Genomic DNA, 26,741 nt, shown 5'->3' on the forward strand with positions numbered 1-26,741 from the left:
CTTTCTGATGTGAAATGGAAGGGTTGCGCGCTCCCAAACCAGCTGCGCGTCGCGGCAGCGCCTGCGCAGGGATGCGCCAGCGCCGTAGGTGCGGGAGAGGAAAGCAGAACCTGCTCGCGGCCTGCTTATGCAGGGCGCATGGAAAGCGCCCGCGCTGCAGGCCCAGGGCGGACGCAGGGATGAAAGGGAGAGCCGGGCCAGCGGGGCGGCCTCAGCCATGCTGCATGGCATTAAAAAAAGGAGCTAATTTGATAGGTTTGAAGGGCCATTTCGCGCACGCTCCACTAGGACCTCATGCTATGGAACAAGGAGCTAAAAAGCGAAATTTCTGGCCTGGCCCGATTCGTTTTTCCGCCCCTGGCGGTCAGGCGGGCCAGCAGGGCGCACCGCTGGCCAGATGGGGCCGCCGCGCGACGGCCTATCCGCGCAATGGCGGCGCGAGGCGGGCGGCCCCGCGTCCGGATCAGGGCATCAGGGGCGGTTTTTCGCCGTGCTCATAGACGGCGTAGGCGCGGCCCACGATCAGGGAATCGAGCTTGCCGATCTGCGTGACGTCCTTGTTGGTATAGGGCAGCTTGTGCAGCACGTAGCGCATGGCGTTCAGGCGGGCGCGCTTTTTGCAGTCGCTCTTGATCACGATCCACGGGCTGTCGGCGGTGTCGGTCTCGAAGAACATGGCTTCCTTGGCGCGGGTGTAGTCGTCCCACTTGTCGAGGCTGGCCTTGTCGATGGGGCTGAGCTTCCACTGCTTGAGCGGGTGCGCCCTGCGCTCGGCAAAGCGGCGGCGCTGCTCTTCCTGGCTCACGCTGAACCAGAACTTGATGAGGTGGATGCCCGAGTGCACGAGGTGGCGCTCGAATTCGGGGGCCTGGCGCATGAATTCGCGGTATTCGTCATTGGTGCAAAAGCCCATCACGCGCTCCACGCCCGCGCGGTTGTACCAGCTGCGGTCAAACAGCACGATTTCGCCATGCGTGGGCAGGTGCTGCACGTAGCGCTGGAAGTACCACTGGCCGCGCTCGGCGTCGGTGGGCTTTTCAAGGGCGACCACGCGCGCGCCGCGCGGGTTGAGGTGCTCCATGAAGCGCTTGATGGTGCCGCCCTTGCCAGCGGCGTCGCGCCCTTCAAAGAGGATGACGATGCGCTGGCCGTTTTCCTTGGCCCAGGCTTGCAGCTTGAGCAGCTCCACTTGCAGGCGGAATTTCTGCTTTTCGTAGGTGCTGCGGCGCAGCAGGTTCTTGTAGGGGTAGCCGCCTTCGCGCCAGTCATCGGCCAGCTCCTCGTCAGGATTGACCTTGCCCGGCGAGAGGGTGGCGTGGCGCTCCAGCGCCTTGCGCAGCGCGCGCTGGTCGTCGGGCGAGGCGCCTTCGATGAGGGCGCGCAGCGCCTTGGCGCGCTCGGCGGGCGTGCCGGGCGCCTGCGGGTCAATCAGGCCCTGCGCGGCGGAAACCAGCGTGTCTTGCGCGGCAACAGCGCTTTTGCGGGCCACGAAGTTTTCAATGTCCTTGCGTTGCAGCGAGGGCGGTGTGTCGCCCGCAGCGGCGGGCCGCACGCCGGGAACGCTCCTGGGTTTTGCTGGCCGGGATGCCGCCGTGGATTTGGCGGACTTGGCAGCGACGGCAGCTGGCCTGGCCTTTGCGGCTGCGGCGCTTTGGGCGGGCCGGGTTGCGGGCTTCGCCGCATCTTTTGCCGCGGCGGCCGGGATGGCCTGGGGTTGCTTGGCATCGTCTTTTGCCATCGTGTGAATGCTCCTTCGTGTGTTGAAATTTTGAACTATGTGCCCGTCTTGGGAGGCATGCCTTGATGTTCGATAAAACTGCATGCTGCAGATGTTGCCGCAAGGCAAATCGGGTATTTCCGAATCCGTTGCCGTTGCGTTCCCGTTCACCCAAGGGCGGCGGAAGGCCTTGGGTTGCCTTGGCCTGCCGGGTAGTGTGGCAGGTTGGATTGGCGCCGCAAAAAGAGGAGCGGATTCATAGGGGAAAGAAGTGGCCTTTCCGCTTTGTTTACGGAAAGAGTTTGCTCTTAATTAAAGAGCGAAATACGGCCCCACTTTCGCCTTCATTTCACGGCAAGGCAAGCCGTGCGCCAGAGATAGCAGGCGCGTGTCGGGCAAAGGCCTTGGTGCATGCGGCCGGCTGTGGGCGGGCAGTGCAGAAATGGTGCAGGAGCGTCTGGCACGCTTGTCTGTTGGTGGCAACGGTTGGCATTTGTACCGTCATATTGCGAATTGTCAACGTCGCGGGCGCAAATGGGAATCCGTACATTTTTGCAGTGCCGCCCGCGCCCTTCATGCATTCACGTTCGTTTTGCTGCCCCTGCTGGCCCATGCACTGCTGCCCGCCAGGGCCGCTGCTTTTGGCGCCTCTGCCTTGCAGGGCAATGACGGCATGGAAGAAGAAGCTGCCAGCAGCGGCGATGCCGGCACGCTGGGCGCTGTCACGGTGGTGGGGCGCGCCGCGCCCGTGCCGGTGGAGCATGAAAGCAGCTACCAGCCCGTGCCCGATGCGTCCACGCTGCGCTCGCTGGCCCCCGCGCTGGAAGTGCCGCAAGTGACCAACGCCGTCTCTGCTCAGGTGCTGCGCGACCAGCGCCCGCGCTACATGGACGATGCGCTGATGAACGTCAGCGGCATCACGCAAGGCAACACGCTGGCGGGCACGCAAGACACCATCCTCAAGCGCGGCTTTGGCGGCAACCGCGACGGCTCCATCATGCACAACGGCATGCCGCTGGTGCAGGGCCGTGGCATGAACGCCGCCGCCGAAAGCGTGGTGGTGCTCAAAGGGCCGTCTTCCATGTTCTACGGCATCATGGATCCGGGCGGCGTGGTGAACGTGGTGAGCAAAAAGCCCCAAATGCAGCCGCGCACGGCCCTGAGCGTGACCGGCTCCAGCTACGGGCGCGGCCGCAACGGCGCGGGGCTGCTGCTGGATGCCACCGGCCCCGTGGCCGACAGCGGCCTGGCCTGGCGCCTGGTGGCCGACTACACGAATGAAGATTACTGGCGCAACTTCGGCAAGCGGCGTGACGTGCTGCTGGCCCCTTCGCTGGCCTGGTACGGGCGCGACACGCAAGCCGTGCTCTGGTACGAATTCCGTGACTACAACGTGCCGTTTGACCGTGGCACCGCGCTGGATCCGCGCACGAACAAGCCGCTGGACATTCCCGCCACGCGCCGCCTGGACGAGCCGTTCAACCAGATGAAGGGCAAGAGCCACCTGGCGCAGTTCTCGCTGGATCACCGCATCACGCCCGGCTGGTCGGGCCACGTGAGCCTGAGCTACAACCGCGAAACGTATGACGCCAACCAGCTGCGCCTGATGGGCATCAACACCGCCACCGGCCTGCTGCGCCGCCGCGCCGACGGCACCCGGGGCGCGCTCAGCGCCGACAGCTACGGCACCGCCTACATCGACGGCAGCACCAAACTGGGCGGCATGCAGCACGACATGCAATTCGGCATGGACGCCGAATACCGCAAGATTTACCGCGCCGACATGATTCGCGGCGGCGTGGACAACGCTTTCAGCTACCTCAACCCTGTGTATGGCCGCGTGCGGCCGGGCACAACCGTTGTGGCTGGCGACAGCGACCAGCGCGACCTGCTGCACAACCACTCGCTTTTCTTTCAGGACGCCATCCACCTGAACCGCCAGTGGATCGTCACCGCCGGCGCGCGCTATCTGCACTGGGCGCAGCGCGCGGGCCGGGGCCGCCCCTTCAAGCTCAACACCAACACCCGCGACGGCAAATGGCTGCCCCGCCTGGGCGTGGTCTACAAGCTCACGCCCGCCGTCTCGCTCTACGCCAGCTACAGCCAGTCGCTCAAACCCATCTCCACCATCGCCCCGCACTCCAGCGGGCTGATTGACTCCAGCGTCAAGCCCGAAAGCGGCAAGTCCTGGGAAGTGGGCGCCAAATACGAAAGCGCGGGCGGCCTGACCGGCACGCTGGCGCTTTTTGACATCCGCAAGAAAAGCGTGCTCGTCTCGCAGTTCAACCAGAACACGGGCTTGACCGAATGGCGCACCTCCGGCGCGGCCCGCTCGCGCGGCATCGAGCTGGACGTGGCCGGCGAAATCAACCCGCGCTGGAGCTTCATTGGCAGCCTGGCGCTGATTGACGCCAAAACCACCCGCGACCCCAAATTCCAGGGCAACCGTTTGTGGAACGCCGCCCACGTCACCGCCTCGGCCAACGCCGTCTACAACGCCGGCCAGCTCTGGGGACAAGGCCAGCTGCGCCTGGGCGCGGGCGTGCGCTACGCGGGCAAGCGCGCGGGCGACTCGGCCAACACCTTCTGGCTGCCTTCCTACACCGTGGCCAACCTGTTTGCCACGTATGAAACGCCCATTCAGGGCCGCAAAGTCAAGTTCCAGCTGAACGTGAAAAACCTGTTTGACCGCACCTACTACACCTCCAGCGTGAACGAATTCGGCCTGGCCCTGGGCGACGCGCGCCAGGTGTCGCTCACGGCAGGGTTCGAGTTCTGAAGCTGCTCAAAGCGGCTCGCAGGCGTGAAACGCGCAAGCCGGAACCGGCCCGGGCTGTGCGCGTTTCACTCCTTTTCCGGGAGCAAATTCAGGCCCCTGAAAACGTCCCTTCCGCCCAATTTCAAGGGACTTGAAGCTATCAAACCAATAGCGGATAACCAGCGGCTTCATAACCCGTTCACAGGCAGACTTTGAACCGCTCCCGCAAGCCTGCCCTTGCCCCCTCCATCGTCTTGCGCCTGGCGCTTTTCGCCTCACGACCACACGCCGACACCATCTGGCCGCCCTCGCTGCCCTGACCTTGCTGCCCGCCGCAAGACGCGCAAGGCATGGCGCTGGTCATCATCTCCTCCACCGTGGCGGCCAAAAACGTCCACCCCGGCTGGCGGCAGCTTGCTGCTCCGCTGCTGACCTGGGAAAACGACTTGCTCGACGACCTGGCCATGACCGGCAAGCGCAGCGGCACGGACTACGGCGAAGCGCCCAAGGAGCGCTATCTGTGGCTGGCGCACGCGCCGCATCCCATGTCGGCCGGCCTGCCAGCGGGTGCGGCCAATGTCTATGCGAAGCAGGCCCCCATGAGCTGGGGCCAGCCGGGCCTGGGCGCGATCACCATCGCCACGCTCTACGGTCAGCCGGAAAAAGCGGCCATCTTCGGCTACGAAAAAGGTGCGACTATGGACTACGAATCCCTGGCCCCGGCCCGGCGCGTCATGTTCTTTCTGGGCAGTGAGGNCCTGGGCGCGATCACCATCGCCACGCTCTACGGTCAGCCGGAAAAAGCGGCCATCTTCGGCTACGAAAAAGGTGCGACTATGGACTACGAATCCCTGGCCCCGGCCCGGCGCGTCATGTTCTTTCTGGGCAGTGAGGGCTTTGCCAATCTCTTGCCAGCGGGCCTGCGGCTGTTTGATGCCGCCGTGGATTGGGCGGTAGGCGGCTGAAGTGTTATGCCGCGTCTTGAGCATTCTTGCAGGCAAGCCATGAGTGTGCTGAGGCTCAGGGTTGTTGCCAGCTGGGGTCGTTACTAGCTGGGAATTGCATGCATTGACACGGCGCTCGGCTTTGCATGACAGTAGCGGCCCCTTAAGCAACTTTTGGAGTTTCGCATGACTGTCATATCTGCTAGGTCTTTTCACTCTGCGCAGCCGTTTAGTCTTCCAGCGACTGCCCGTGATTCTGTCCATGGAACGGGGCGGCATGGCTCCGATTCAATTTATTCAACAACCGGACAAGAAACAAACAGCCGTCCGGTCATCCCTCCTACTGCTCCTACGCCACCCAGTGAGCGGCATTTCAATGCAGGTGATTTGTACGGAGCATCAGGCAAGCCCTCTGCAGCCGATATTCGCCAGGATGATATTGGTGACTGCTTTTTCATCGCTACGGCAGGCGCAGTAGCCAACCAGTCGCCTGAGCGGATCAAGCAATCCATTTCTTATAATAGTGATACTGGTAATTTTACGGTTGAGCTTTATGATGGCAAAGAGTGGGCGTCTATTGAAGTCAATCAGTCGGAAATTAAGAATAATATTTTCCGCAATGGAGGAAGTTGGTTGGATAATGGCAAAAGCGATGCGCCGATATGGCCGGCGGTCATGGAAACGGCTTATGCAAAAATGCGAGGAGGAACATTGGATGCAGGTTATAATATTTTAAATAAAGGCGGGAAAGCGCGGGACGCCATGCAAACAATTACCGGAACACGTGGCAGAGATATTTCACGTCTTAACGCCAACCTGATGGGAGACAGAAATATTGAAGCCCAAATTGGGCAGGCTTTAAAGGAGGGACGGCCCGTCACGTTATCAACTGATCCTGAGTATGAATCTAATTGGTTTACTCGTCTTTTTGGTGACAAGGATGCGCCGCAGGATGGTTTGGCCGACAATCATGTTTATGTGGTGGAGGAAATTCGCCTAAACAGCAATGGAGAGGCAGTGGTGCGACTGAGAAATCCTTGGCAAAGGAATGAATCGGAACTTGTCAATGAGTATACTGCGGCCAATAATGAAAGTCCTTTCATTGAGGTGAAGATGAAGGATGTCATAAAGGGCCGTGGATTCGAATATTTCAATATTGGACCGAAATGAATGGAAAAAGGCTTTTCTTGCAATGTGCCTGTTTGGCTGCTTGTGTGGTTGCCACTTCGAATCTTTGGGCGGTAAATGACATGTCAAAACATGCTCCCTTTCTTTTTTTGCAAGAAGTGGATGTTGCCCAGGTTTCAGATGCGGCCAAGCATCTGGAAGATGGAGCCATGGCTTTCATGCAATCGGACTATGTCGTCACGACGCGCCGGTTTTTCCTGCTAACGGACGGCATATGGGTGGCTTACGTCAAACAGATGGATGCCGCTGCGCGGGACTGGAAGGGTATCCGGCAGGACATTAAGGGTGCCCGCGCTGGCATTGACCGGGTGGAGCTTTGGGCGGATGCCAAGGGGCAACGCGCCGAGGCGCTTGCCATGAGCCGCAAGCCGATTGACGAGCAAGGGCACTATCTACTGGGGTATTTCACGCTGTCGCCGGTTTCCGGGCGCTGAAGGCCTGCCAGCGTGCGCCTTCTCTGCGTATGCTGGCAGGTTCTTAAAGGAGAGAATTTAGCTCCTTTATTCATAGCAAGCTTTCTGCGTGAATAAAGCGGTAAGGCCCATCTTCATGGGCCTTTATTTGCTTCTCTTTTTAATGCAGCTACCTGCCGGGGCCATGCTTGGGCCGGGGTGCTGTTGCCTGTCTTTGCCGCTTCCGCTGCGCGGTAGCCTGCGCAAGCAATGCAAGCGCGCGGTGTGCGGCATTGGTGGATTTGCGCCGGCGTGGCGATAGATGGGTTCATTGGCATTCAAAGCTTTCCGCCTTGGCCGTATCGCCGCTTTTGTAGGTGGCAATTCGGGGCCAGGCGCAAATGGGCATTTGCTTGCCGGGGAATGATTTTCCTTGGGCCAGCAGGTGGGCGGGGGCCTGGTTGTTATCGTGCCAGTTTTCCAGTGCGGTGAGCGGGTCGAAATCATTGAATGCTTGGCCGCCGCCGCAGTGATTCATGCCGGGGATCATGAAAAGACGCGAGAAACCGGCGGCATTTTTCGTGTCCTGCTGCATTTGTCGGAACCAGGCCACCTGATCCTTGGCCGAGAAAACGGGATCGGAAACGCCGGTAACCACGATGAGTTTGCCGCCGCGCGCCTGAAAACTGGAAAGGTCGGTGCCGATGGCATCGTTGATCGCGCCGGTCTGGTTGGTTTTGGGCGTATCGCGGTCGAAATCGAATGTGTGCCAATCGAAATCGGGAGCGGCGGGGGTCATGAAATACCAGACGAGCGAGCCTGCACCGAGGGTTACGCCGCGTGAATCAGGTTTTGCAGTTTGCGAGGAGCCGAGTTTCCACGCGCGCCAATCGGGCTGATTCACGCCCGTATCGTAATACCAGCCGCTGTAAATGGGCTGACCTTGGCTGTTTTTCGCGCCGTCAAATATGGCCTTGAGCGCGGCAATCTTGTTTTTCGGCCAATTCAGGCTGTCGGGCGTGAAATCGCAGGTTTCCCATGCATTGACAATGCCGTCTTGCAAGCCGTCGCGGACATCGCATTGCGCGGCTATGGCCTGGCTGAGCTGGTTCAAATCATCCACAGTGAAAGCATGAGCCAGGATTTTTTCGCCTTGGACATTTTGCGGAGCGATTTTCATGAATTGCTGGTAATCCCATTGCTGGGCCACGGCGGCGCGGGACAGGCGAAAACCCGGATTGGCGGCAATCACGCCGTCGAATTCCAATGGATAACGCTGTGCGGCAATCATGGCCTCGCGTCCGCCGTTAGAGCAGCCCATAAAATAACTGTGCTGCGGAGCCGTTTCATACATTTCCCGAATCAGCTGTTTGGCAATATGGGTGACCTTGCCCGTGGATTGATAAGCAAAATCCAGCCGCGCCTGCTGGTCGGCGCCGAAATCGGGCGTAGGCGTGGGATGGCCGCCGTCCATTGAAACGACGACGTAGCCGCGCATCAGCGCAGGTGTTGCCGTGGAATTGCGTATGGGAATATTGCCGACGGCGGGGGCCACGAAGCCATCCACTCCGCCGCCGCCCTGAAACAAAAAGCGCCTGTTCCATTTTTCTGGCAGGCGCAATTGAAAACGCGTGCCGTAATGTTTGCCGTCCGCGCCGGTGCGCGCGCCGATCTCGCCTTCCACTACGCAGTGCTCCTGCGCCTGCTGGGTCGCGGCGGAGCCACCCGTCAGGGCCGACATGGCATCGGCGCCAATGCCGCCGCTTGACCATTCGGCGCGGGTGATTTGCACATCGGCCAGCGCCGCATTTTTCAGTGCGGCGCATTTTGCATTTGCGGCATTTTCATTTTGCTGGTTGGGCGCTTGCGCCAGCGCGGACGCGGCAGCGCTGGCTGCGGCCAGCGCGAGCAGAGAGGGAAGAAGATTCATGGCGTGGCTCCTGTTGAGAGAGAAAAAATAAAGGGGCCGCATTTCATGACACATGCCCCTTTATTCAGAACTTGCAAGAGTAGCGCGCACGCGGTTTTTCCTGCCGCTATCTTCAGGTTTTCAATATCGCGTATCGCGCCCAGGCGGGTATTGCGGTAAGAAGAATCCAGATTTTCGTAGAAAATTACCAGCGTTTGGCCCTGCCACAAAAGAATGTCGCCAGCCCTGATTTTGCCAATAGGGGAAGGCTTGCGGGCAAATCGGCATATTTTTCATTGCGCAGGCGGTTGCGCATGTCCAGCGTCAGGGGCAGCATTTGGCGCATATTCCACTGGTGCGTCATGCCATGGGTAGGATAGCTAATATCACTGTGGCTTGACGAGAATTCGCAGTACCCGCGAGCGCCTGGGCCTGCGCTTTTCATGCTCACGGGCGGACTTGTGAACAGGCTCTCAGGCTTGCGGATCGGTCTTGCGGCTGCGGCTATTGCGGCGGTTGCCAGCAAGCGGCTGGGCGGCCGCTTGCTGAAGACGGATGGTGGCGACCAGGCCGGTGCCTTCCAGGCTGTTGGTCAGGCGCAGCAGGCCGCCCATGTTCTGCACCATCTTGACGACGATGGACAGGCCCAGGCCCGCGCCGGTGGCTTCGGTGCGGGCGCTGTCGCCACGGAAGAACGGGCGGGTGAGCTTGGGCAGGTTGTCGGCGGAGACGCCGGGGCCGTGGTCGCGCACACGCACGAAAACGCGCCCTTCGTGCAAGTTGGTGCTGATGTCCACGGTGGTGATGCCGGTGCCGGGCGTTTTGCCGTAGCGGCGGGCGTTTTCGATGAGGTTGGAGAACACGCGGCCCAGCTCCACTTCGTCAGCCATGACGCGCAGATCCAGCGGAATGGTGGCGTTGATGCGGATGTCTTCCCGGGTGCTGAAGGGGTAGATGCAGCCTTCAATGACTTCGGCCAGGCTGACAGGGTGCATTTCCACTTCTTCCGGGCGGGCGTAGTCGAGGAATTTGTTGATGATGGAGTCCACCTGCGCGATGTCGGCGGCCATGTGCTCGCGGGCCTGTTCGTCGGGCACGCTCATTTCGGTTTCCAGCCGCAGGCGGGCCAGCGGGGTGCGCAAGTCGTGCGAGATGCCGGCGAGCATGCGGGCGCGGTCCAGCTCAATCTGCGAGAGCTGGTCGGCCATGCGGTTGAAGCCGACATTGACTTCCCGCACTTCGCGCGAGGCCACGTTTTCTTCCAGCCGGTGGCCCACGTAGTCGCCGCTGCGCACGCTGGCGGCGGCCACGGCCAGGTCTTTGAGCGGGCGGTTGATCAGGCGCGCCAGCAAGGCGGCGCCCACAAGGGAGGTGGCGCACAGGCCCACGATCCACAGCAGCCAGGCGCCGCCGCCCAGCACGGCGCTCACGCGCGAGCGGTCCATGAGCAGCCAGTAGGAGTCGCCCTCGATGGAAAAGCCGACCCACAGGCCCGGCTCGTCATTGACGCGGCTGGCCACGAGGGTGCCGGGGCCAAGGCGCGCCACGAGTTCCTCGCTGATGCGCTGCTCCAGGGGACTGTTGTCAAAGAGGGTGAAGCGGTCATCAGGCTCGTGCGGAGCGATGCGCACTTTTTCCTGCTCGGCCAGCGTTTTGATGAGAGAGATGCGGGCGATGGCGTCAGAGTGGATGAGCGCGGCGCGCGAGAGATTGACCAGCGAGGCGACCTGCCGCGCGCTTTGGATGGCGCGCGGCTCGTGCTCCAGCGTGCGAAAAAGCTGATACCACGCCAGAGCGCTGCCCAGCAGCATCAGCGCCAGCAGAAAGAAGGTGCGCCAGAAAAGGCTCAGGCCCGTGCCGGAGCGCCTGCGCTTGCGGCGCGCCGGGCTTTTCTGGGGAGAAGAAGCGGACGGCGGCAGCCCTTCCAGCGGCATGCTCATGGAATCGAACAATTCGGCGCTGTCAGACATGTGCGGGTTTGGGAAAGAAAGGCATACAAAAATGGCCCGCCGTGTTTCCTTGGCAGGCCAGAGCGGACAAAGCGCGCGGTCAGCGCAAATCAGTTGGCGCCGTCAGGCACGAAAACATAGCCCACGCCCCACACTGTCTGGATATAGCGCGGGCTGGCCGGGTCTTGCTCAATGAGTTTGCGCAGGCGGGAAATCTGCACGTCCAGGCTGCGGTCGAACGGCTCGAATTCGCGGCCGCGCGCCAGCTGGGCGAGTTTTTCGCGCGACAGCGGCTGGCGCGGATGGCGCACCAGCGCTTTGAGCATGGCGAATTCGCCCGTGGTCAGGGAGATTTCAACGCCGTTTTTGTGCAGCGAGCGAGCGCTCAGATCAAACACGAAGGGGCCGAAGCTCACCGACTCGCTCTCGGCAGCGGGCGCGCCAGGCGCTTCCAGCGGCGGGCGGCGGCGCAGCACGGCGTGAATGCGCGCGAGCAGCTCACGCGGATTGAAGGGCTTGCCCAGGTAGTCATCCGCGCCTACTTCAAGGCCCACGATGCGGTCCACGTCCTCGCCCTTGGCCGTGAGCATGATGATGGGCGTTTTGTCGCCCGCAGCGCGCAGGCGGCGGCAGACGGACAGGCCGTCTTCGCCAGGCATCATCAAATCAAGCACGATCAGGTCCACGGCATCGCGCAGCATGATGCGTGACAGCGCCTTGGCGTCTTCGGCCACGATCACTTCAAAGCCTTCCTGCGCCAGATAGCGGCGCAGCAGGTCACGAATGCGGGCGTCGTCATCAACGACCACGATCTTGTCGGTGCGATTGGCGAGCTGGTTCATGATTCTCCTGAGGTCGAATTTGTAACGGTGGCGATTGTGGCCTTGACAAAACGCGAAAAACGGAGTTTTTCAGCCTGGATTTCACTGTGTTACGTCTGTTGCCACTGACCGGCCACGCCGGGGAGTGGCAAATGCGGGCGTTTGTGCGAAGCTCCGCTGCGCCATGTCAGCAGTCCGTTCAATCCTCTTGTTCGCCTTCATCTGGCCCGCCAGCCCTTGCTGGGCGCAGCCAGCAGGCGAAGGCGCGCCTGGCGTTCAGCGCAGCGACTTGTGGAACAGCATTGAAGCGCATTACCGCACGCCTGCCGCCATGCAGCGCGCCACGCAGCGCCGCCTTTCTGCCGAGGAGCGCGCTTTGCTGCGCGAACAGGTGCGCGGCTACACGGCGCACGACGCAGCCCACATGGCGGCCCAGATGGCCGCGCACATGACTCCAGCGGCACCGCCATCTGCGGCTGCCGGTAGCGCCAATGGCGCCGTGGTTTCCATGCCAATAGCTACGGGTGAAGCGCCGCCTGCGCTGGCAACGCTTCAAGTGCCGGCGTCAGTCGGCAGCGCAAGCAGCACGGACTGAGTTTTCGCGTTTTTTCCCCTTGCCGCCGGGTTCTGGCGGCTTTTTTTCATCTTTTCAATCTCATGACCTCTTCCCGACTCTCGCCTGCTACGCGCCTCGGACTGTGCGCCGCCCTGCTCGCGCTGGCCGCTGCGGCGCAGGCTGAAACCCGCCCAATGACCATGACCGCTCCCCAGAACGTTCTCCAGCTGGCTGCCCAGGGCAGCGTTGAAGTCCGACAGGACTTGCTCATGCTGACGCTCTCCGCCGACCGCGAAGGCGCTTCTGCCGCTCAGGTGCAGGAAAACCTGCGCGCGGCACTGGATGCCGCCTTGTCAGAAGCCAGAAAAACCGCCGAACCTCAGCAAATGGACGTGCAAACGGGCGAATTCAGCGTGATTCCCCGCTATGACCGCAACAACAAGATCAGCGGCTGGCAGGGCCGCGCCTCGGTGCTGCTGCAAGGGCGCGACTTTCCGCGCATTACCGCAGCGGCGGCGCGCGTGAGCGCCATGACGGTTTCCCATGTGGAGTTCGACCTGAGCCGCGAGCAGCGCGCCAAAGCGCAGACCGAAGCGCAGAAGCAGGCCATTGATGCTTTCAAGGCGCGCGCCGCCGAAATCACCCGCGCCTTTGGTTTTGCCAGCTACACCCTGCGCGAAGTGAGCGTGGGCAATGAAAACGATGAATTCATGCCGCGCGCCATGTATGCGGCGGCGCCTGAATCAGCCAGCCTGCTGAGCAAAAAGGCCGCAGTGGCCGTGGAGCCAGGAACCAGCACGGTGCGCGTAACGGTTTCCGGCTCGGTGCAGGCGCAGTAATTCGTTTTGTCTTAAACCTGTTCAGAGTCTGGCCGAGAGGGGCGAAAGAGCAGATCGGGATAAGCCGCAAGGCGCAAACCGCTTGAGTCCACGCTTTTGTGCCCGCAGGCAGATTGCAAATAGGCTTTTAAAAAAGGAGCAAATTCAGGGCATCTAAAATGCCGCCTCGCGCCCTTTCCACTAGGACCTCATGCTATTGATAAAGGAGCGAAATAAGCCCGCCTTCCGCCTGCCTGGACTGCCTTCCTTTGCGAGCGGGCGCTGCACAGGCGCCGGGCGGTCGCTCAATGCAGCGCCTTGTAAATGGCCTCGGCCAGGGTGCGGGAGATGCCTTCCACGGTGGCGAGGTCGTCCACGCTGGCGTTTTCCACGCCGCGCGCGCCGCCAAAGCGTTGCAGCAGGCGCGCGCGGCGGCGGGGGCCGATGCCGGGAATTTCTTCAATGCGGCTGCCGCCCACGCGGGTTTTGGCGCGCGCGGCGCGCATGCCGGTGATGGCAAAGCGGTGGGCTTCATCGCGGATTTGCGCCACCAGCATGAGCGCGGCGCTGTCGTGGCCCAGCCAGACCTTGGGGCGGCCGTCGGCAAAGACCAGCTCCTCCAGGCCTACTTTGCGGCCTTCGCCTTTTTCCACGCCGACGATGCGCGAAAGCTCCAGCCCCAGCGCGGCGAACACCTCACGCGCCACGGCAACCTGCCCTTTGCCGCCATCGACCAGCACCAGATCGGGCAGGCGCGCGCGCGCGGCTTCCACCTCTTGCGGCTCATCGCCGTGCAGCGCCTGGGCCAGCTTGCCGTAGCGGCGCTCGAGCGCCTGGCGCATGGCGGCGTAGTCGTCGCCGCCGGTGATGCCTTCAATCTTGAAGCGGCGGTATTCGCTGCTTTGCATCTTGTGGTGGTGAAAGACCACGCAGCTGGCTTGCGTGGCCTCGCCAGCGGTGTGGCTGATGTCAAAACACTCGATGCGCAGGTTGTCCAGATCGTCATCAGGCAGGTTCAGCGCCTCGGCCAAGGCGCGGGTGCGGGCCTGCTGCGAGCCTTCTTCCGACAGCAGGCGGGCCAGTTGCAAGGCGGCGTTTTGCTCGGCCATTTGCAGCCACACGCGGCGCTGGCCGCGCGGCGCCCAGGTGGCGGTGATGCGGCGCTCTTCCTTGCCCGCCAGCGTGTCCAGCAGCGCGGCGGAAACGGGCGCGCTGGCAATCAGGTGCGCGGGCGCGGGCACGTGCAGGTAGTGCTGGGCGATGAAGGCATCGAGCACGCGCGCCTCGATGCTGTCGTGCCCGGCTTCATCCAGCCGCTCGCCCGCCAGCGCGTCTTGCACTTGCGCGGGAAAGTAGGCGCGGTCGCCCAGGTGGCGGCCGCCGCGCACCATCGCCAAGTTCACGCACGCGCGGCCGCCTTGCACCTTCACGGCCAGGATGTCGGCGTCAGCCTCGCCGCCCGTTTCCACCGCCTGCTGGTGCAGCACGCGCGAGAGCGCGGCAATCTGGTCGCGCAGCACGGCGGCCTGCTCGAACTCCAGCGCCTCCGAATGCGCCGCCATGCGCGCTTGCAGCGATTGCAGCAGCGCCTGCGTTTCGCCGCGCAAAAACTGCCCGGCGCGCGCCACGTCCGCCGCGTAATCCTCATGGCTGATCAGGCGCACGCAAGGCGCGGTGCAGCGCTTGATTTGATACAGCAGGCAAGGCCGCGTGCGATTGGCAAAAACCGAGTCCTCACACGTGCGCAGCCGAAACACCTTTTGCAGCAGCTCGATGGTTTCTTTCACCGCCCAGGCATTCGGATAAGGGCCGAAATAGCGGTTTTTGCGATCCACCGCGCCACGGTAATAAGCCAGCCGCGCGTGCGCCAGCGCGCTGGGGGCCGCAGGCGGCGGCGTGTCTTTTTCATGCCCCGTGCCCGTCAGCTTGAGATAGGGGTAGCTTTTATCGTCGCGAAAAAGAATGTTGTATTTGGGCGCGAGCTGCTTGATCAGGTTGTTTTCCAGAATCAGCGCCTCGGCCTCGGAGCGCACCACTGTCGTCTCCAGCCGCGCAATCTTGCTGACCATGTGGCCAATGCGCGTGCCGCCGTGGTTCTTTTGAAAATAGCTGGACACGCGCTTTTTCAGATTGCGCGCCTTGCCCACATAAAGCACCTGGCCCTTTTCGTCAAAGTAGCGGTACACCCCCGGCAGCGCCGGCAGCGCGGCCACCTGGGCCAGCAACTGCGGCGAGTGGGCAGCAGCGGCGGAAGATGAAGAAGAAAGCGCGTCAGACCCGGTCATTGGACGAAGTGTACGAAGGGAGCTGAAATGGCGGCGGCGGCAGGGACAAGCGTCCGGCTAGTTTGTGAAAAATGACAATTGACAAGTTTTACGAACATATCGGCCATAAACGAAACATATATATTGCAAGGAATAAATATTACGTATAGCCTTCGGACTGCCCGAATGTCAGGGTTTTCATCAAGGAGCAGGCCATGAACGGAATATCCAGCACTGCCTCCCGCAGCAGCTTTCGATCCCTGCCCGATGCGCCCCAGCCGCAACCCACCGGCGCAGCCAGCCCGCAGCCAGCCTCCAGCCCCTCCACGCCCGGCAACAGCCAAACGCTCACGCGGATGGCGCGCGATGCCCGCCCGCCCCTGGCTGGCCAGCAGCAAGCCGCAGCGGCAGACGCCAAAGGCGCGGCAACCGGCGCCTCACAGCTCAACATTGACGACAAAGGCCACGTCCAGCATGAAAGAGTGCTGCTGAAAACGGCGGCAGGGCGCGAAACCATCAGCCCGAAGATTGAGCGCAAGGAAATGCCAGAGGTGAATGGATTGGTAATTCACCAGACAGATTCACCCACAGTTTCTTCCACCTTGAATAGTTATGCGCTAAAAGGAGCCAATGGCGCTCATTTTCTGATTGACAAGGATGGAACCATTTATCAGACGGCTTCGCTGAAGCGGAAAACAAATCATGTGGGGCCACTTAGAAGCCGCTGCGCACAGGAAAAAAGCTGTTCGCCTGAAGAAACGGAGCTGAATGAAAAATTCAATCCTACAAAAGAAAACCAGCGGGAAAGCAAGAAACCGGCGGGGGAGCGCTTTCCCTCCAATAGCGACTCCATTGGAATCGAACTGGTGGGCATGTCTTACAAGGCCAAAAGTCATCAGGAAACCAGCAATCTGGATGGCAGTTTCAACTTCCTGATTACCACCACAGACGGGAAAACGCTAAAATATGAAAATCTGTCGGCTGATGTCGCCAGCCGGATGCGGGAGGAAATCAAGGAAAGCAAGCTCAGAAAAAAATATTATATTTTTGAACAAGTAACAACCCAGCAAAATGAGTCCCTTCAATGGCTGACGCAGCAGCTACGCAGAGAATATTCAATACCGGAATCAGAAGTCTTTGCTCACCCAACAGTTTCCCGCAAAACAGGTTCGGAAGCGCTGACAGCTCAATGGAGATAAACCGTCATGAATTTCAAATGGCTAGTCTGCCTGCCTTTCATTATGACGCCTGGCGTCATGTCTTTGGCCCAAGAGATGCCTGTTCATGATGCCTGCGTGGATATATTGGAAGAGGACTTTGCAGACGACACGATCACGCTATGCCCATCGCCATTGCCGCCGATCGAAATGATTCAGGTGGAAGGTTACAGTGAAAGCAAAAAGGAAGCAGGAGAGCCGGACTGCAATACATTTCATCCGGACGCTGCCACGGTGCGGCGCTATTTTTCAAAAGCGCGGCAAATTAGCCGTCAGGATTGGATGCATAAGATAATTATGGTTTCATGTGAAGCTTATGGAAGAATGGCGCTGCAAGATGGACGCAAAGCAGAATGGAGCGTTAGCCCCAGCCGCGCAGCTCTGATCAGGATTGATGAAGGGGCATACCAGGAATACTTCTTCTTTTGCTCGAAAGCGGATTGCGGTTTCCCGCCATTCTGGTAACAAGCGTCTATTTCAACAATTGCCTTCAAGCGCAGCGCATGAAGGCAATTTGTTTTGGAGACGATGACACGCATAAGCCCCAATGCCCCACCAGAAATCCGCGCAATGAATATTCAATGCCAGAATTGGAAGTTTTTGCTCATCCAGCAGTTTCCCGTAAAACAGGTTCGGAAGCGCTGACAGCCCGATGGAGATAAAACGTCATGAATTTCAAATGGCTAACCTTCCTGCCTTTCATTCTGACGTCTGGCAACATATCTTTGGCCCAGCAAATGATTATCCATGATTCCTGTGTAAAAGTCTTGGAAGAGGACTTTGCTGACGATAGGATCACGCTATGCCCTTCGTCACTGCCGCCGATCGAAACGATTCAGGTGGAAGGTTACAGTGAAAGCGAAAAGGAAGCAGGAGAGCCGGACTGCAATACATTTCATCCGGACGCTGCCACGGTGCGGCGCTATTTTTCAAAAGCGCGGCAAATCAGCGGCCAAGACTGGATGCATACGCTAACCATGGTTCCATGCAGCGCTTATGGCTCTATGACGCTGCAAGGCGGACGCAAAGCAGAATGGGGCATTAGGCCCAGCCGTGCAGGTCTCATCAGAATTGATGGAGGAGACTACCAGGAATATTTCTTCTTTTGCTCGAAAGCGGATTGCGGTTTTTCGCCATTCTGGTAATGAAAACCGTCCCGGCGCATGCCAGGCAGGCTGCATTTTTGCGGGTGATGAAAATTCTGGGCCAGCCATGCGCGGGGCCATTTTTGTTGTCCGTTTCTTATATTGGCATCACCGTTCATCATGGCAGTGAAGGGCGCGCCTGATTGTCATTTGCCAGGCCCGGAATTCCGTGAATTTGCCGGTTTCTGCCAAAGGGAAAATCAACCAGCAGGCGCGGCCGCGTGAATTGGCCTGGGTTCTCCGCCATGTTTTCAGCGCGACGGTTTTCAGGAATGGCCATCAAGGATGGCTTGGCATACGCGTGCTGAAGAATCAATGCCTGCGGCGTTCCATCCGTATTGGCACGATGGTCAATTTTCGAGGCGCCCGAGCCTTCCGTCCCGCCTTCTCCCGCCGCAGGCCAAGGCGCGCAGACGGATCTGACCCAGTTGCCGCTGCCGCTTTCCATTGCCAGCCAGATGCCCGCCCGCGCCCGGAAGCCGGAACGCCTGCCCGGCCAGCAGGGGCAGCAGGAGCAGGCAGCCGCAAAAAGCGATCACGATGCGCCTTATGACTGGCACGATTCGCCAAGCTGCGATGACGGCGACGATGACTGGCGCAGAGACGGCGCTTCATCGCGCCGCGTGCGCAGGCATGACGGCAGCGGCTGCGAAACCCTGACTTCACCCAGACTGCTGCCCGGTAACGGCAAGCCATCAAACAACGCCTCAGGCTCCATTGGCCCCACGCCGGGCAGCGGCTCGCCAGAGGGCGGCGCGCCAGGCGGCGGTTCAACAGGCGGCGGCTCGGCAGGCAGCGGCTCACCGGCGGGCCTGCCCAGCGGCGGCCCTGGCAACGCTCCCGGCTCGCAAGGCGGCAGTCCCGGGCCAACCGGCCGCGTGTTCGATTTCGACCCCGATGGCCGCTGGCATCCTGATTTGCCCGCGCCCGGCCCCGTCAATACACCCCTGGTCCAGCTTGCGCCCCCGCTCTGGATCGGCCCTGGCGCCGTGGGCGGCGGCTTCCCGCTCGCGCCGCCGCCTGACACCTATGGCCCGCCCGGCTATGACCCGCGCCTTGAGAGGCTGCGCGGCACGCCAGGTTATGGCGAGGACTCACTGCCGCCCTTGCCCTCGCTGCTGCCGCAAATCCACATTCTGGCAGCCCCCGCGCCGCTGATCAACCCCTCTGCGCCGCCGCCAGACAGGGACGATCAGATGCGGGACAAAACGCCTTCCGAGATACTGGGACTGGGCGGCAACCTTGAAGCCGCAGGCGTGCCAAGGCCGCCAGACACCGCCGCGCACCACATCGTGCCCTATGGCGACCGCCGCGCCCAGCGCATCTGCGACCTGCTGGGCAGCTTCAACCCGCCCATAGACCTGAATTCAGCAGCAAACGGTGTTTTCCTGCCCAGCCGGCCCGGCAGCACGGCGCCAGGGGCTTACCATCCGAGTCTGCATAGTGATGATTATTATGATGCACTTAGGGATGATTTTAGAAATGTGGGTACAAGAGATGAGGCAATTGAGGCGCTCGATAGAATTAGAGATCAATTATTAGACGCGACTTATCCTGGATCAAAACCAGTTCCCCCGAAAGAATGACATGCATATCCTGAAATGCAATTTCGACGGCTACGCTTCCTTTCTTTTCAAAAGTACGGAAGACGATTTAAAGTGGGGGAAAGGATGGTTTGATGGCGTTTCAAAAGGCGTTGCTTATCCTGTTCCAGAGGGTGTGCGCAATGTTGCCGGGCCTGAAAATCGTTCCGATATCATGCCAGATTTCACCCATATCGGATTGGCTCCAATTCCGACTTTTTCCATGCGTGCCATCCAGGCGCTGGGAAGCATGCTGTCGGAGCATGGGGAGCTTGCTCCAATCAAAATGGACGAGCCGGTCCAATATTATGGATTCAATCCTATCATTATTCTTGACCTTCTCGATGAAGATCAATCGCAAATTACCTATTTCAGTAGCGGCAGGATCATGGCGATTGATCATTATGTGTTGCGGAAAACTGGCATACGGCTTCCACCAATATTTAAAATACCTCAAACCCGCGTCAACAAGACCTACGTCAGCGACGAATTCATTGCCCGCGTGAATGAATGCAAGCTCACGGGCTTTCGCTTTCAGCCTTTGCCATAAATAAATCGGACGGCGCGCCCGGGATAGGATTTGAAATGCATGGGCAGTTTTGAGGGTATGCAAATTATCCTGGGTCAAAACCAGTTCCCCCGAAAGAATGACATGCACATCCTGAAATGCAATTTCGACGGCTACGCTTCCTTTCTTTTTAAAAACGCTGAAGAGGAATACAAATGGCGCAGCCTGCGTGATCATTTTAATCTGTTTGACGGCACGCCCCGCAATGGTAAATATCCCGTTCCGCAAGGCATTCGCAACCGGGTTGGAAAAGAAGAGCGATCCAACGTCTTGCCCGATTTCACCCATATCGGGCTGACGCCCATTCCCACCTTTTCAGAGCGCGCCGTGCGGGCTTTGGGCGACATGCTCAGTTGCAATGGCGAGTTGGCGCCCATCAAAATGGATGAAGCCATGCAGTACTATGGATTCAACCCAATCCGTATCGTGGACGTAGTAGATGAAAAAAACTCTACCATTGTCTATTTTCCAGACGGGGGGATCATGGATATAGATCATTACGTCTTGCGAGCGGATGCAAAAGAATTGCCGCCTATTTTCAGAATTCCTCAATTGGTGCGCAACACGACATACGTCAGCGACGAATTCATTGCCCGCGTGAATGAATGCAAGCTCACGGGCTTTCGCTTTCAGCCTTTGCCATGAAATAAAACCAGACGGTGCGCTCGGGACAAAATTTGAAATGCATGGGCAGCTTTGAGGGTATGCAAATTATCCTGGGTTAAAACCAGTTCCCCCGAAAGAATGACATGCATATCCTGAAATGCAATTTCGACGGCTACGCTTCCTTTCTTTTCAAAAGTACGGAAGACGATTTAAAGTGGGGAAAAGGATGGTTTGATGGCGTTTCAAAAGGCGTTGCTTATCCTGTTCCAGAGGGTGTGCGCAATGTTGCCGGGCCTGAAAATCGTTCCGATATCATGCCAGATTTCACCCATATCGGATTGGCTCCAATTCCGACTTTTTCCATGCGGGCTATCCAGGCGCTGGGAAGCATGCTGTCGGAGCATGGGGAGCTTGCTCCAATCAAAATGGACGAGCCGGTCCAATATTATGGATTCAATCCTACCATTATTCTTGACCTTCTCGATGAAGATCAATCGCAAATTACCTATTTCAGTAGCGGCAAGATCATGGCGATTGATCATTATGCGTTGCGGAAAACTGGCATACGGCTTCCACCAATATTTAAAATACCTCAAACCCGCGTCAACAAGACCTACGTCAGCGACGAATTCATTGCCCGCGTGAATGAATGCAAGCTCACGGGCTTTCGCTTTCAGCCTTTGCCATGAAGGCGCAGGGCGGCCCAGTCAGGCGTTTTTTCAGCCTGTTTGGGTATTTGCCTTCGTGATTTTCACGAAGGCATTTTTTTGGGTTTGGCGCTGGCGATNGGCATACGGCTTCCACCAATATTTAAAATACCTCAAACCCGCGTCAACAAGACCTACGTCAGCGACGAATTCATTGCCCGCGTGAATGAATGCAAGCTCACGGGCTTTCGCTTTCAGCCTTTGCCATGAAGGCGCAGGGCGGCCCAGTCAGGCGTTTTTTCAGCCTGTTTGGGTATTTGCCTTCGTGATTTTCACGAAGGCATTTTTTTGGGTTTGGCGCTGGCGATGCGCGCTGGCCGGTGATGGCTGCGGCGGCATCCGCCTGCCGCGTCAGTTGCCGGTCTGGCCAACGGGTATCGGGGCACATCGAAAAGAGGAGCGAATTCAGGTGCCTTGGAAATACATTCCGCGCAGATTCCACTAGGACCTGTCGCTATGCTAAAAGGAGCGAAAGAGAGCTGCCAGAAGGCGGCTTCTGCGCTGGCGCGGGGGACAATCGCCCGCGTGAACACGACCGCTCGCCAGCCTCTGCTCTGGGACATTTTTTGCCAGGTGATTGACAACCACGGCGACGTGGGCGTGTGCTGGCGGCTGGCGCGCGAGCTGGCCGCGCGCGGCCATACGGTGCGCCTGTGGCTGGATGACTTGCGTGCGCTGCCCTGGCTGGCCCCGGGCGCGTGGAGCGGGGCTTTCAAGCGCATCCGCGTGCTGCCCTGGCCGCGCAGCGCCCAGGCGCTGGCGCAGCTGCCGCTGGCCGATGTGTGGGTGGAGGCTTTCGGCTGCGAGCTGCCCGCCGCCTTCGTGGCCCGCTTCGCCGCTGAACAGGCCATGCCGCCGCCGGTGTGGATCAATCTGGAATACCTCAGCGCTGAAGACTGGGTGGAGCGCATGCACGCGCTGCCTTCGCCCGTGCTGGCCGGGCCGCTGGCGGGCCGCCGCAAGTGGTTTTTCTACCCCGGCTTCACGCCAGCTGCGGGCGGGCTGCTGCGCGAAGGCGATTGGCCCGCGCGGCAGGCGCGCTTTGACCGCGCCGCCTGGCTGGCCGCCCACGGTGTGCGCTGGCAGGGCGAGCCGCTGGTCTCGCTGTTTTGCTACGAGCCGCCCGCCCTGCCCGCGCTGCTGGAGCAGTGCGCCGCAAGCGGCTGGCACTGGCTGGTAACGCCGGGCCGCGCCACGCAGGCCGTGCAGGCGGCGCTGCCGCTGTTGCGCTCAGCCTCTGCGCACATCACGCCGCGCATCACTTTTTTGCCGCACCTGCCCCAGCCTGCGTATGACGAGCTGCTGTGGGCGTGCGATTTCAATGGCGTGCGCGGCGAAGATTCGCTCACGCGCGCGCTGTGGGCGGGCCGCCCCTTCGTGTGGCACATCTACCCGCAGCACGACGGCGCGCACCACGCCAAGCTGGCCGCCTTTTTGCGCTGGCTGCAAGCGCCCGCTTCACTGGCCGCCTTGCACGCCGCGTGGAACGATGCGCCCGGCGCGCCCGCCCTTCTGGCCCCCGGGCAAGCCGCCTTGCGCGAGTGGCAAGCTTGCGTGCAGGCCGCCCGCCAGCGCCTCATGCGGCAGGCCGATCTGGCCAGCCAGCTCATTCATTTCATCCATCAAAAGCAAAGCGAAACAAGCACATGACCACGCCCAGCCTTGACATCAGCGGCGCCATCGCCCGCATCACCCTCCAGCGCCCTGAAGCGGCCAACAAACTCGCGCCCGAAGACATCACCGCGCTGCGCGCCCACTTGCGCGAAATCAACGCCGCCGACGGCGTGCGCGTGCTCATCCTCCAAAGCGCGGGCAAGCACTTTTGCAGCGGGCACGACCTGGCCGAGCTGGCCGCCAACCCGCGCTCGGGCAACGGCTTTGGCGACATGGTGGACGCGCTGGCCGCCTGCCGCCCCGTCACCATCGCCGCCGTGCAAGGCGGCGCTTTTGGCGGCGGCGCCGATCTGGCCCTGGCCTGCGACTTTCGCGTGGGCGGCCCGCAATCGCGCGTGCGCGTGCCCCCGGTGCAGCTGGGCCTGCACCTGTACCAAAGCGGGCTGGAGCGCTTTGTGAGCCGCCTGGGCCTGAACATGGCCCGCCGCCTGCTGCTGGCCGCCGAGCCGCTGGACGCCGCCGCCATGCTGGACTGCGGCTTTCTCACCCACTTCAGCAACGGCCCCGACATCACCGGCGCCGTGGATGAGCTGGCCGCCACCCTGGCCCGCATGGCCCCGCTGGCCCTGCTGGGCATGAAGGAAAGCCTGAACCAGATTGCCTGCGGCCGCCCGGACGCCGCCCTGATTGCCGCCCGCGTGCAGCGCACCATCCTGTCTGAAGACTTGCAAGAAGGCATCCAGGCTTTGCAGCAAAAGCGCGAGCCGGTGTTCAAGGGGCGGTAAAGGAGTCAGGGGCGCGCTGCGCCGCCCGTGGCGCTAAAAACAGGAGCGAATCGGGGTGGGTAAAAATACCGTTTAGCGCACGTTTCACTAGGACATCATGCTATTGATTAAGGAGCTAAATAAGGCGACTTTCAAACTGCTCTCAGAGCCTATCCTCGAACTCCAAATGAATGGCTCCTCCCATGTACCCAAGCGATATGAGCGATGCGCAGTGGCAAGTGCTGGCCAAACACTTTGCCGAAATGAACAAGAGAGGACGTCCCCGTGTACGAATCGCCCGGGACTTGATCAACGCCATCTTTTATGTGCAAGCCACAGACGGCCAAACCACTGACCGTCGGTAGCGCGCACTGCCCAAGGACTGCCCGCCCTGCAAACAGGTCTACAACACCTTTGCCCGCTGGCGCCAGCGCGGCGTGTGGGATGTGCTGCTGGCTGTGATGGTGCACTCAGCAGGTATTCAGGACCGGGTGGAAGTCAAGGCTTTGCTGATCAGGCTATTTATGCGCTTTGCTGGATTGTGAAGAGGGCTTTTGCCTGGTTGAGTCAATCGAGAAGACTGAGCAAAGACTACGAGGTCACTGGCGCTTTAGCCGAAGCATTCGTGAAGGTTGCCTGCATTCGGCGCATGGTCAGGCTTCTGGGATGATTTTGGAGACAGGCTCTGAAAGAAGCTCGGGAAAAGCGCTGGAAGCAGGGCTGATTTTCGCGATCTGGCTCCAAGCTGCGCCCAGCGGCTCAAAGGAGCGGGCGGCCGCATGCCGGACAATCCAGGGCCTTTCCGCCCGCCGCCCGCCCCGCCTTTTCCTCGCCCCTTGCGCCCGAGATGAACCATCTGCCCCGCACAGAAGCCGCGCTGGCCAGCTACCGCATGCGGCTGGCCGTGGTGGCGCTGGCAGCCACGCTGGGCTTTGCGGCGCTGGGCACAAGGCTGTGGGTGCTGCAAGTGCAGCGGCACGAAGAAATGGCCGAGCGCGCCGAAAGCAACCGCACGGCGGTGGTGCCCATCGTGCCCAACCGGGGCGACATTCTTGACCGCAACGGCGTGGTGCTGGCCACCAGCTACAAGGCGCACGCGCTGGAAATCACGCCCGCGCAGGTGCCGGGCGATCTGGACGAGGTGATTGACGCCCTTTCTGAAGTGGTGCCTATCAGCGAGCGCGAGCGCCGCCGCTTCGAGCGCCTGCGGCAGAACACGCGCAGCTTTGAATCGCTGCCCATCCGCATGCGCCTGACGGATGAGGAAGTGGCCCGCTTTGCCGCCAACCGCTACCGTTTTCCGGGCGTGGAAATCAAGGCGCGTCTGTTTCGCACCTATCCAATGGGCGAAGTGGCCGCGCACGCCATCGGCTACGTGGGCCGCGTCAATGACCGCGACAAGGAGCGCATCGAAGACCAGGGGCCGGAATACGCGGCCAACTACCGGGGCACGGACTACATCGGCAAATCCGGCATCGAGGCCAGCTATGAAGACGTGCTGCATGGCCGCACCGGCGTGGAGCAAATGGAAACCGCCTCGGGCGGACGCGCCGTGCGCCTGCTGGAGCGCCGCTCCGCCGCCAGCGGCCAGACGCTGCGCCTGACGATTGACATCACCCTGCAAAAGCTCGTGGAAGAGCTGTACGGCGAGCGGCGCGGCGCGCTGGTTGCGATGGATCCGCAAACCGGCGAAGTGCTCGCCTTCGTGAGCAAGCCCACGTTCGACCCCAACCTGTTCGTGGAAGGCATCGACCAGGCCACCTGGACGGAGCTGAACGAATCGCTCGCCCGCCCCCTGTTCAACCGCGCCTTGCGCGGCACTTATCCGCCCGGCTCCACCTTCAAGCCCTTCATGGCGCTGGCGGGGCTGGAAAGCGGCCGCATCACGCCGCAAACCACCGTGAACGACACCGGCAGCTGGGTGCTGGCCGGGCACGTGTTCCGGGGCCACGCCACCGGCACGGTGAACCTGGAGCAAAGCATCACCCGCTCCAGCAACGCCTACTACTACCAGCTGGCCTACGACATGGGCATCAGCGCCATCAACCGCTTCATGGGGCCGCTGGGCTTCGGGCGCGAAACGGGCATTGACCTGCCGGGCGAAGCCAAGGGCGTGCTGCCCAGCCCCGAGTGGAAGCGTGAAGCCATGCGCCGCTACAAGGACCGGCGCATGCAAGTCTGGGTGCCGGGCGACACGGTCAATGTCGGCATCGGCCAGGGCTTCAACAACTACACCATGCTGCAAATGGCGCAGGCCGTGGCCACGCTGGCGGCTGACGGCGTCAAGCATCCGCCGCATCTGGTCAAGGCCACGCAGGCCAGCCCCGCCAGCGAGCCTGTGCCCGCCCCGCGCCCCGCCGCACAGAACATGGGCTACAAAAGCGCCCACATGAACGTGGTGCGCCAGGGCATGGTGGGCGTCACCCTGCGCGGCACGGGCCGCAGCGCCTTCAAGGACGCGCCGTATCTCTCGGGCGGCAAAACCGGCACCGCGCAAGCCATCACCATCGGCCAGAAAAGCCGCTACAACGCCGCCCGGCTGGCCGAATACCAGCGCGATCACTCGCTCTACATCGCCTTTGCCCCGGCAGAGCAGCCGCGCATCGTGGTGGCCGCCATTGTCGAAAACGCAGGCTTTGGCGCCACGGCGGCAGCGCCCATCGTGCGCCGCGTGCTCGACTACTGGCTGGCGGGCATCTACCCCAGCGAGCAAGACATCAAGGCCGTGCAGCGCAGCCGCGCCAGCGCCCCCATCGGCGCGCCGCGCACTGTGGAGGAAATGGCCATCCGCCCGCCCGAAGCAGCCAGGCCGCAGCCAGCGCCTGGCCCGGCTGACGCGGCTGATGCGCCCAATGCCGCGAATGCGGCAATCCAGACAGACACACCCCCAACACCCCAGACGCCCGAAGCATCCGCCGCGCCAGACACGCTGCCGCATCCCAAGCCCGCAGCCGTGCAAGCGCCAAAGCAACCCGCGCCGCCTGCTGCCCGTAGCGCAGAGGATGACGTGCCCTGAGAGCCTGTTCAGAGTTCGTCCATAGGTACGAAAAGCGCGGACTCAGGTGGCTGACGCAGGCGGCCTCGGGCCCCGCCAAGCCTCTCCGGAGCGCAAGCGGCCCGCAAGCAACCCGTCAAGCCTGTTTACGGCTTGCCCGGCTTTGGATTGATTCAAAAACAAGAGCGAATTCAAGGGGCTATAAGTACCGTTTTGCGCACGTTCC

The 26,741-nt window shown here is 61.0% G+C and carries 25 protein-coding genes and 1 pseudogene; 18 read left to right on the top strand and 8 right to left on the bottom strand.

What is annotated here, in order from left to right; all coding sequences use genetic code 11:
• Positions 1 to 463: 463 nt before the first annotated feature.
• Entirely contained in the window at positions 464 to 1,738 is a 1,275-nt protein-coding gene (ppk2, locus tag C1720_RS02325) for a polyphosphate kinase 2 (protein ID WP_102283096.1), read from the bottom strand.
• 571 nt (positions 1,739 to 2,309) lie between these two features.
• Between ppk2 and C1720_RS02330 the strand changes: the two genes are divergently transcribed.
• The 4 genes and pseudogenes from C1720_RS02330 (at position 2,310) to C1720_RS02345 (ending at position 7,041) form a co-directional block, all read left to right on the top strand.
• On the top strand, positions 2,310 to 4,496 hold the full coding sequence (locus C1720_RS02330; protein WP_233199755.1) for a TonB-dependent siderophore receptor: 2,187 nt from the start codon (positions 2,310 to 2,312) through the stop codon (positions 4,494 to 4,496).
• Positions 4,497 to 4,825: 329 nt separating this feature from the next.
• Positions 4,826 to 5,440: pseudogene (locus C1720_RS14695) on the top strand (hypothetical protein); the annotation flags it as partial.
• A 165-nt stretch (positions 5,441 to 5,605) separates the two neighbouring features.
• Positions 5,606 to 6,589 (top strand): C2 family cysteine protease, encoded by a 984-nt coding sequence (locus tag C1720_RS02340; protein ID WP_146006826.1) that lies wholly within the window; start codon positions 5,606 to 5,608, stop codon positions 6,587 to 6,589.
• Positions 6,590 to 6,669: 80 nt separating this feature from the next.
• Positions 6,670 to 7,041: a hypothetical protein gene (locus C1720_RS02345; protein ID WP_199170938.1), complete on the top strand. Its 372-nt coding sequence runs from the start codon at positions 6,670 to 6,672 to the stop codon at positions 7,039 to 7,041.
• Between the two features lie 286 nt (positions 7,042 to 7,327).
• Here C1720_RS02345 and C1720_RS02350 read toward each other — a convergent pair whose 3' ends face one another.
• The 5 genes from C1720_RS02350 to ompR all read right to left on the bottom strand — a co-directional run bounded on the left by C1720_RS02350 (position 7,328) and on the right by ompR (position 11,699).
• On the bottom strand, positions 7,328 to 8,929 hold the full coding sequence (locus tag C1720_RS02350) for a tannase/feruloyl esterase family alpha/beta hydrolase (RefSeq protein ID WP_102283100.1): 1,602 nt from the start codon (positions 8,927 to 8,929) through the stop codon (positions 7,328 to 7,330).
• Positions 8,926 to 9,138 carry a hypothetical protein gene (locus C1720_RS14550; RefSeq protein WP_158241606.1) on the bottom strand — a complete coding sequence of 71 codons (213 nt, stop codon included), beginning with the start codon at positions 9,136 to 9,138 and terminating at the stop codon, positions 8,926 to 8,928. The genes C1720_RS02350 and C1720_RS14550 overlap by 4 nt, the downstream gene beginning before the upstream one ends.
• Entirely contained in the window at positions 9,114 to 9,359 is a 246-nt protein-coding gene (locus tag C1720_RS13955; protein WP_199171033.1) for a cyclophilin-like fold protein, read from the bottom strand. Before C1720_RS13955 ends, C1720_RS14550 begins: the two co-directional genes overlap by 25 nt.
• 22 nt (positions 9,360 to 9,381) lie before the next feature.
• The gene (locus C1720_RS02355) at positions 9,382 to 10,842 is read right to left on the bottom strand and encodes an ATP-binding protein (protein WP_102284454.1); all 1,461 of its coding nucleotides are present in this window, start codon (positions 10,840 to 10,842) and stop codon (positions 9,382 to 9,384) included.
• A gap of 125 nt (positions 10,843 to 10,967) precedes the next feature.
• Positions 10,968 to 11,699 carry an osmolarity response regulator transcription factor OmpR gene (ompR, locus tag C1720_RS02360; protein ID WP_050715726.1) on the bottom strand — a complete coding sequence of 244 codons (732 nt, stop codon included), beginning with the start codon at positions 11,697 to 11,699 and terminating at the stop codon, positions 10,968 to 10,970.
• A gap of 163 nt (positions 11,700 to 11,862) precedes the next feature.
• On the opposite strand from ompR, the gene C1720_RS02365 reads away from it, so the two are divergent.
• Both C1720_RS02365 and C1720_RS02370 read left to right on the top strand, forming a co-directional pair.
• Positions 11,863 to 12,273 carry a hypothetical protein gene (locus C1720_RS02365; protein WP_146006828.1) on the top strand — a complete coding sequence of 137 codons (411 nt, stop codon included), beginning with the start codon at positions 11,863 to 11,865 and terminating at the stop codon, positions 12,271 to 12,273.
• A 62-nt stretch (positions 12,274 to 12,335) separates the two neighbouring features.
• The gene (locus C1720_RS02370) at positions 12,336 to 13,073 is read left to right on the top strand and encodes an SIMPL domain-containing protein (RefSeq protein ID WP_102283101.1); all 738 of its coding nucleotides are present in this window, start codon (positions 12,336 to 12,338) and stop codon (positions 13,071 to 13,073) included.
• 284 nt (positions 13,074 to 13,357) lie between these two features.
• On the opposite strand, the gene uvrC is transcribed toward C1720_RS02370, so the two are convergent.
• Positions 13,358 to 15,337 carry an excinuclease ABC subunit UvrC gene (gene uvrC / locus C1720_RS02375; protein ID WP_050715723.1) on the bottom strand — a complete coding sequence of 660 codons (1,980 nt, stop codon included), beginning with the start codon at positions 15,335 to 15,337 and terminating at the stop codon, positions 13,358 to 13,360.
• A 194-nt stretch (positions 15,338 to 15,531) separates the two neighbouring features.
• Between uvrC and C1720_RS02380 the strand changes: the two genes are divergently transcribed.
• The 3 genes from C1720_RS02380 (at position 15,532) to C1720_RS12740 (ending at position 17,678) form a co-directional block, all read left to right on the top strand.
• Complete coding sequence (locus C1720_RS02380; protein ID WP_102283102.1) at positions 15,532 to 16,515, top strand: N-acetylmuramoyl-L-alanine amidase; 984 nt, start codon at positions 15,532 to 15,534, stop codon at positions 16,513 to 16,515.
• Between the two features lie 6 nt (positions 16,516 to 16,521).
• Entirely contained in the window at positions 16,522 to 16,998 is a 477-nt protein-coding gene (locus tag C1720_RS02385) for a hypothetical protein (RefSeq protein ID WP_146006829.1), read from the top strand.
• 203 nt (positions 16,999 to 17,201) lie between these two features.
• Entirely contained in the window at positions 17,202 to 17,678 is a 477-nt protein-coding gene (locus tag C1720_RS12740) for a hypothetical protein (protein WP_146006830.1), read from the top strand.
• Positions 17,679 to 17,796: 118 nt separating this feature from the next.
• Here C1720_RS12740 and C1720_RS12745 read toward each other — a convergent pair whose 3' ends face one another.
• Positions 17,797 to 18,126, bottom strand: coding sequence for a hypothetical protein (locus tag C1720_RS12745; RefSeq protein WP_146006831.1), 330 nt, complete (start codon positions 18,124 to 18,126; stop codon positions 17,797 to 17,799).
• On the opposite strand from C1720_RS12745, the gene C1720_RS02395 reads away from it, so the two are divergent.
• The 9 genes from C1720_RS02395 (at position 18,107) to mrdA (ending at position 26,536) form a co-directional block, all read left to right on the top strand.
• A complete protein-coding gene (locus C1720_RS02395) occupies positions 18,107 to 19,264 on the top strand; it encodes an AHH domain-containing protein (RefSeq protein WP_146006832.1) in 1,158 nt (385 codons plus the stop codon). The two genes, C1720_RS12745 and C1720_RS02395, sit on opposite strands and share 20 nt — an antisense overlap.
• Before the next feature lies 1 nt (position 19,265).
• Positions 19,266 to 19,811: a hypothetical protein gene (locus C1720_RS12750; protein WP_146006833.1), complete on the top strand. Its 546-nt coding sequence runs from the start codon at positions 19,266 to 19,268 to the stop codon at positions 19,809 to 19,811.
• Between the two features lie 102 nt (positions 19,812 to 19,913).
• Positions 19,914 to 20,474 (top strand): imm11 family protein, encoded by a 561-nt coding sequence (locus tag C1720_RS02405; protein WP_146006834.1) that lies wholly within the window; start codon positions 19,914 to 19,916, stop codon positions 20,472 to 20,474.
• A 104-nt stretch (positions 20,475 to 20,578) separates the two neighbouring features.
• A complete protein-coding gene (locus C1720_RS12755) occupies positions 20,579 to 21,124 on the top strand; it encodes a hypothetical protein (protein WP_146006835.1) in 546 nt (181 codons plus the stop codon).
• 184 nt (positions 21,125 to 21,308) lie between these two features.
• Positions 21,309 to 21,587, top strand: a complete 279-nt coding sequence (locus tag C1720_RS12760) for a hypothetical protein (protein ID WP_146006836.1) — start codon at positions 21,309 to 21,311, stop codon at positions 21,585 to 21,587.
• Positions 21,588 to 21,667: 80 nt separating this feature from the next.
• Positions 21,668 to 22,792 (top strand): elongation factor P maturation arginine rhamnosyltransferase EarP, encoded by a 1,125-nt coding sequence (gene earP / locus C1720_RS02420; protein WP_233199757.1) that lies wholly within the window; start codon positions 21,668 to 21,670, stop codon positions 22,790 to 22,792.
• Positions 22,789 to 23,541, top strand: a complete 753-nt coding sequence (locus tag C1720_RS02425) for an enoyl-CoA hydratase/isomerase family protein (RefSeq protein WP_102283110.1) — start codon at positions 22,789 to 22,791, stop codon at positions 23,539 to 23,541. The genes earP and C1720_RS02425 overlap by 4 nt, the downstream gene beginning before the upstream one ends.
• A 182-nt stretch (positions 23,542 to 23,723) precedes the next feature.
• Positions 23,724 to 23,885, top strand: coding sequence for a hypothetical protein (locus C1720_RS02430; RefSeq protein WP_158241608.1), 162 nt, complete (start codon positions 23,724 to 23,726; stop codon positions 23,883 to 23,885).
• Positions 23,886 to 24,367: 482 nt separating this feature from the next.
• On the top strand, positions 24,368 to 26,536 hold the full coding sequence (gene mrdA / locus C1720_RS02440; protein WP_102283113.1) for a penicillin-binding protein 2: 2,169 nt from the start codon (positions 24,368 to 24,370) through the stop codon (positions 26,534 to 26,536).
• Positions 26,537 to 26,741: the final 205 nt, after the last annotated feature.

The sequence above is a fragment of the Ottowia massiliensis genome (assembly GCF_900240305.1).
GTDB classification, from domain to species: domain Bacteria; phylum Pseudomonadota; class Gammaproteobacteria; order Burkholderiales; family Burkholderiaceae_C; genus Ottowia; species Ottowia massiliensis.

Excerpts from the sequence above, each read along its gene's own strand:
- ompR (WP_050715726.1), bottom strand. The coding sequence starts at position 11,699 with ATGAACCAGCTCGCCAATCGCACCGACAAGATCGTGGTCGTTGATGAC.
- C1720_RS12750 (WP_146006833.1), top strand. The coding sequence starts at position 19,266 with ATGCATATCCTGAAATGCAATTTCGACGGCTACGCTTCCTTTCTTTTC.
- C1720_RS12740 (WP_146006830.1), top strand. The coding sequence starts at position 17,202 with ATGAATTTCAAATGGCTAACCTTCCTGCCTTTCATTCTGACGTCTGGC.
- C1720_RS02385 (WP_146006829.1), top strand. The coding sequence starts at position 16,522 with ATGAATTTCAAATGGCTAGTCTGCCTGCCTTTCATTATGACGCCTGGC.
- C1720_RS02350 (WP_102283100.1), bottom strand. The coding sequence starts at position 8,929 with ATGAATCTTCTTCCCTCTCTGCTCGCGCTGGCCGCAGCCAGCGCTGCC.
- C1720_RS02355 (WP_102284454.1), bottom strand. The coding sequence starts at position 10,842 with ATGCCGCTGGAAGGGCTGCCGCCGTCCGCTTCTTCTCCCCAGAAAAGC.
- uvrC (WP_050715723.1), bottom strand. The coding sequence starts at position 15,337 with ATGACCGGGTCTGACGCGCTTTCTTCTTCATCTTCCGCCGCTGCTGCC.
- C1720_RS12760 (WP_146006836.1), top strand. The coding sequence starts at position 21,309 with ATGAATGCAAGCTCACGGGCTTTCGCTTTCAGCCTTTGCCATGAAGGC.
- C1720_RS02340 (WP_146006826.1), top strand. The coding sequence starts at position 5,606 with ATGACTGTCATATCTGCTAGGTCTTTTCACTCTGCGCAGCCGTTTAGT.
- C1720_RS02365 (WP_146006828.1), top strand. The coding sequence starts at position 11,863 with ATGTCAGCAGTCCGTTCAATCCTCTTGTTCGCCTTCATCTGGCCCGCC.
- C1720_RS02345 (WP_199170938.1), top strand. The coding sequence starts at position 6,670 with ATGTCAAAACATGCTCCCTTTCTTTTTTTGCAAGAAGTGGATGTTGCC.
- C1720_RS12745 (WP_146006831.1), bottom strand. The coding sequence starts at position 18,126 with ATGGAAAGCGGCAGCGGCAACTGGGTCAGATCCGTCTGCGCGCCTTGG.
- C1720_RS02425 (WP_102283110.1), top strand. The coding sequence starts at position 22,789 with ATGACCACGCCCAGCCTTGACATCAGCGGCGCCATCGCCCGCATCACC.
- C1720_RS02430 (WP_158241608.1), top strand. The coding sequence starts at position 23,724 with ATGTACCCAAGCGATATGAGCGATGCGCAGTGGCAAGTGCTGGCCAAA.
- C1720_RS02405 (WP_146006834.1), top strand. The coding sequence starts at position 19,914 with ATGCACATCCTGAAATGCAATTTCGACGGCTACGCTTCCTTTCTTTTT.
- ppk2 (WP_102283096.1), bottom strand. The coding sequence starts at position 1,738 with ATGGCAAAAGACGATGCCAAGCAACCCCAGGCCATCCCGGCCGCCGCG.
- mrdA (WP_102283113.1), top strand. The coding sequence starts at position 24,368 with ATGAACCATCTGCCCCGCACAGAAGCCGCGCTGGCCAGCTACCGCATG.
- C1720_RS12755 (WP_146006835.1), top strand. The coding sequence starts at position 20,579 with ATGCATATCCTGAAATGCAATTTCGACGGCTACGCTTCCTTTCTTTTC.
- C1720_RS02370 (WP_102283101.1), top strand. The coding sequence starts at position 12,336 with ATGACCTCTTCCCGACTCTCGCCTGCTACGCGCCTCGGACTGTGCGCC.
- C1720_RS02380 (WP_102283102.1), top strand. The coding sequence starts at position 15,532 with ATGAACGGAATATCCAGCACTGCCTCCCGCAGCAGCTTTCGATCCCTG.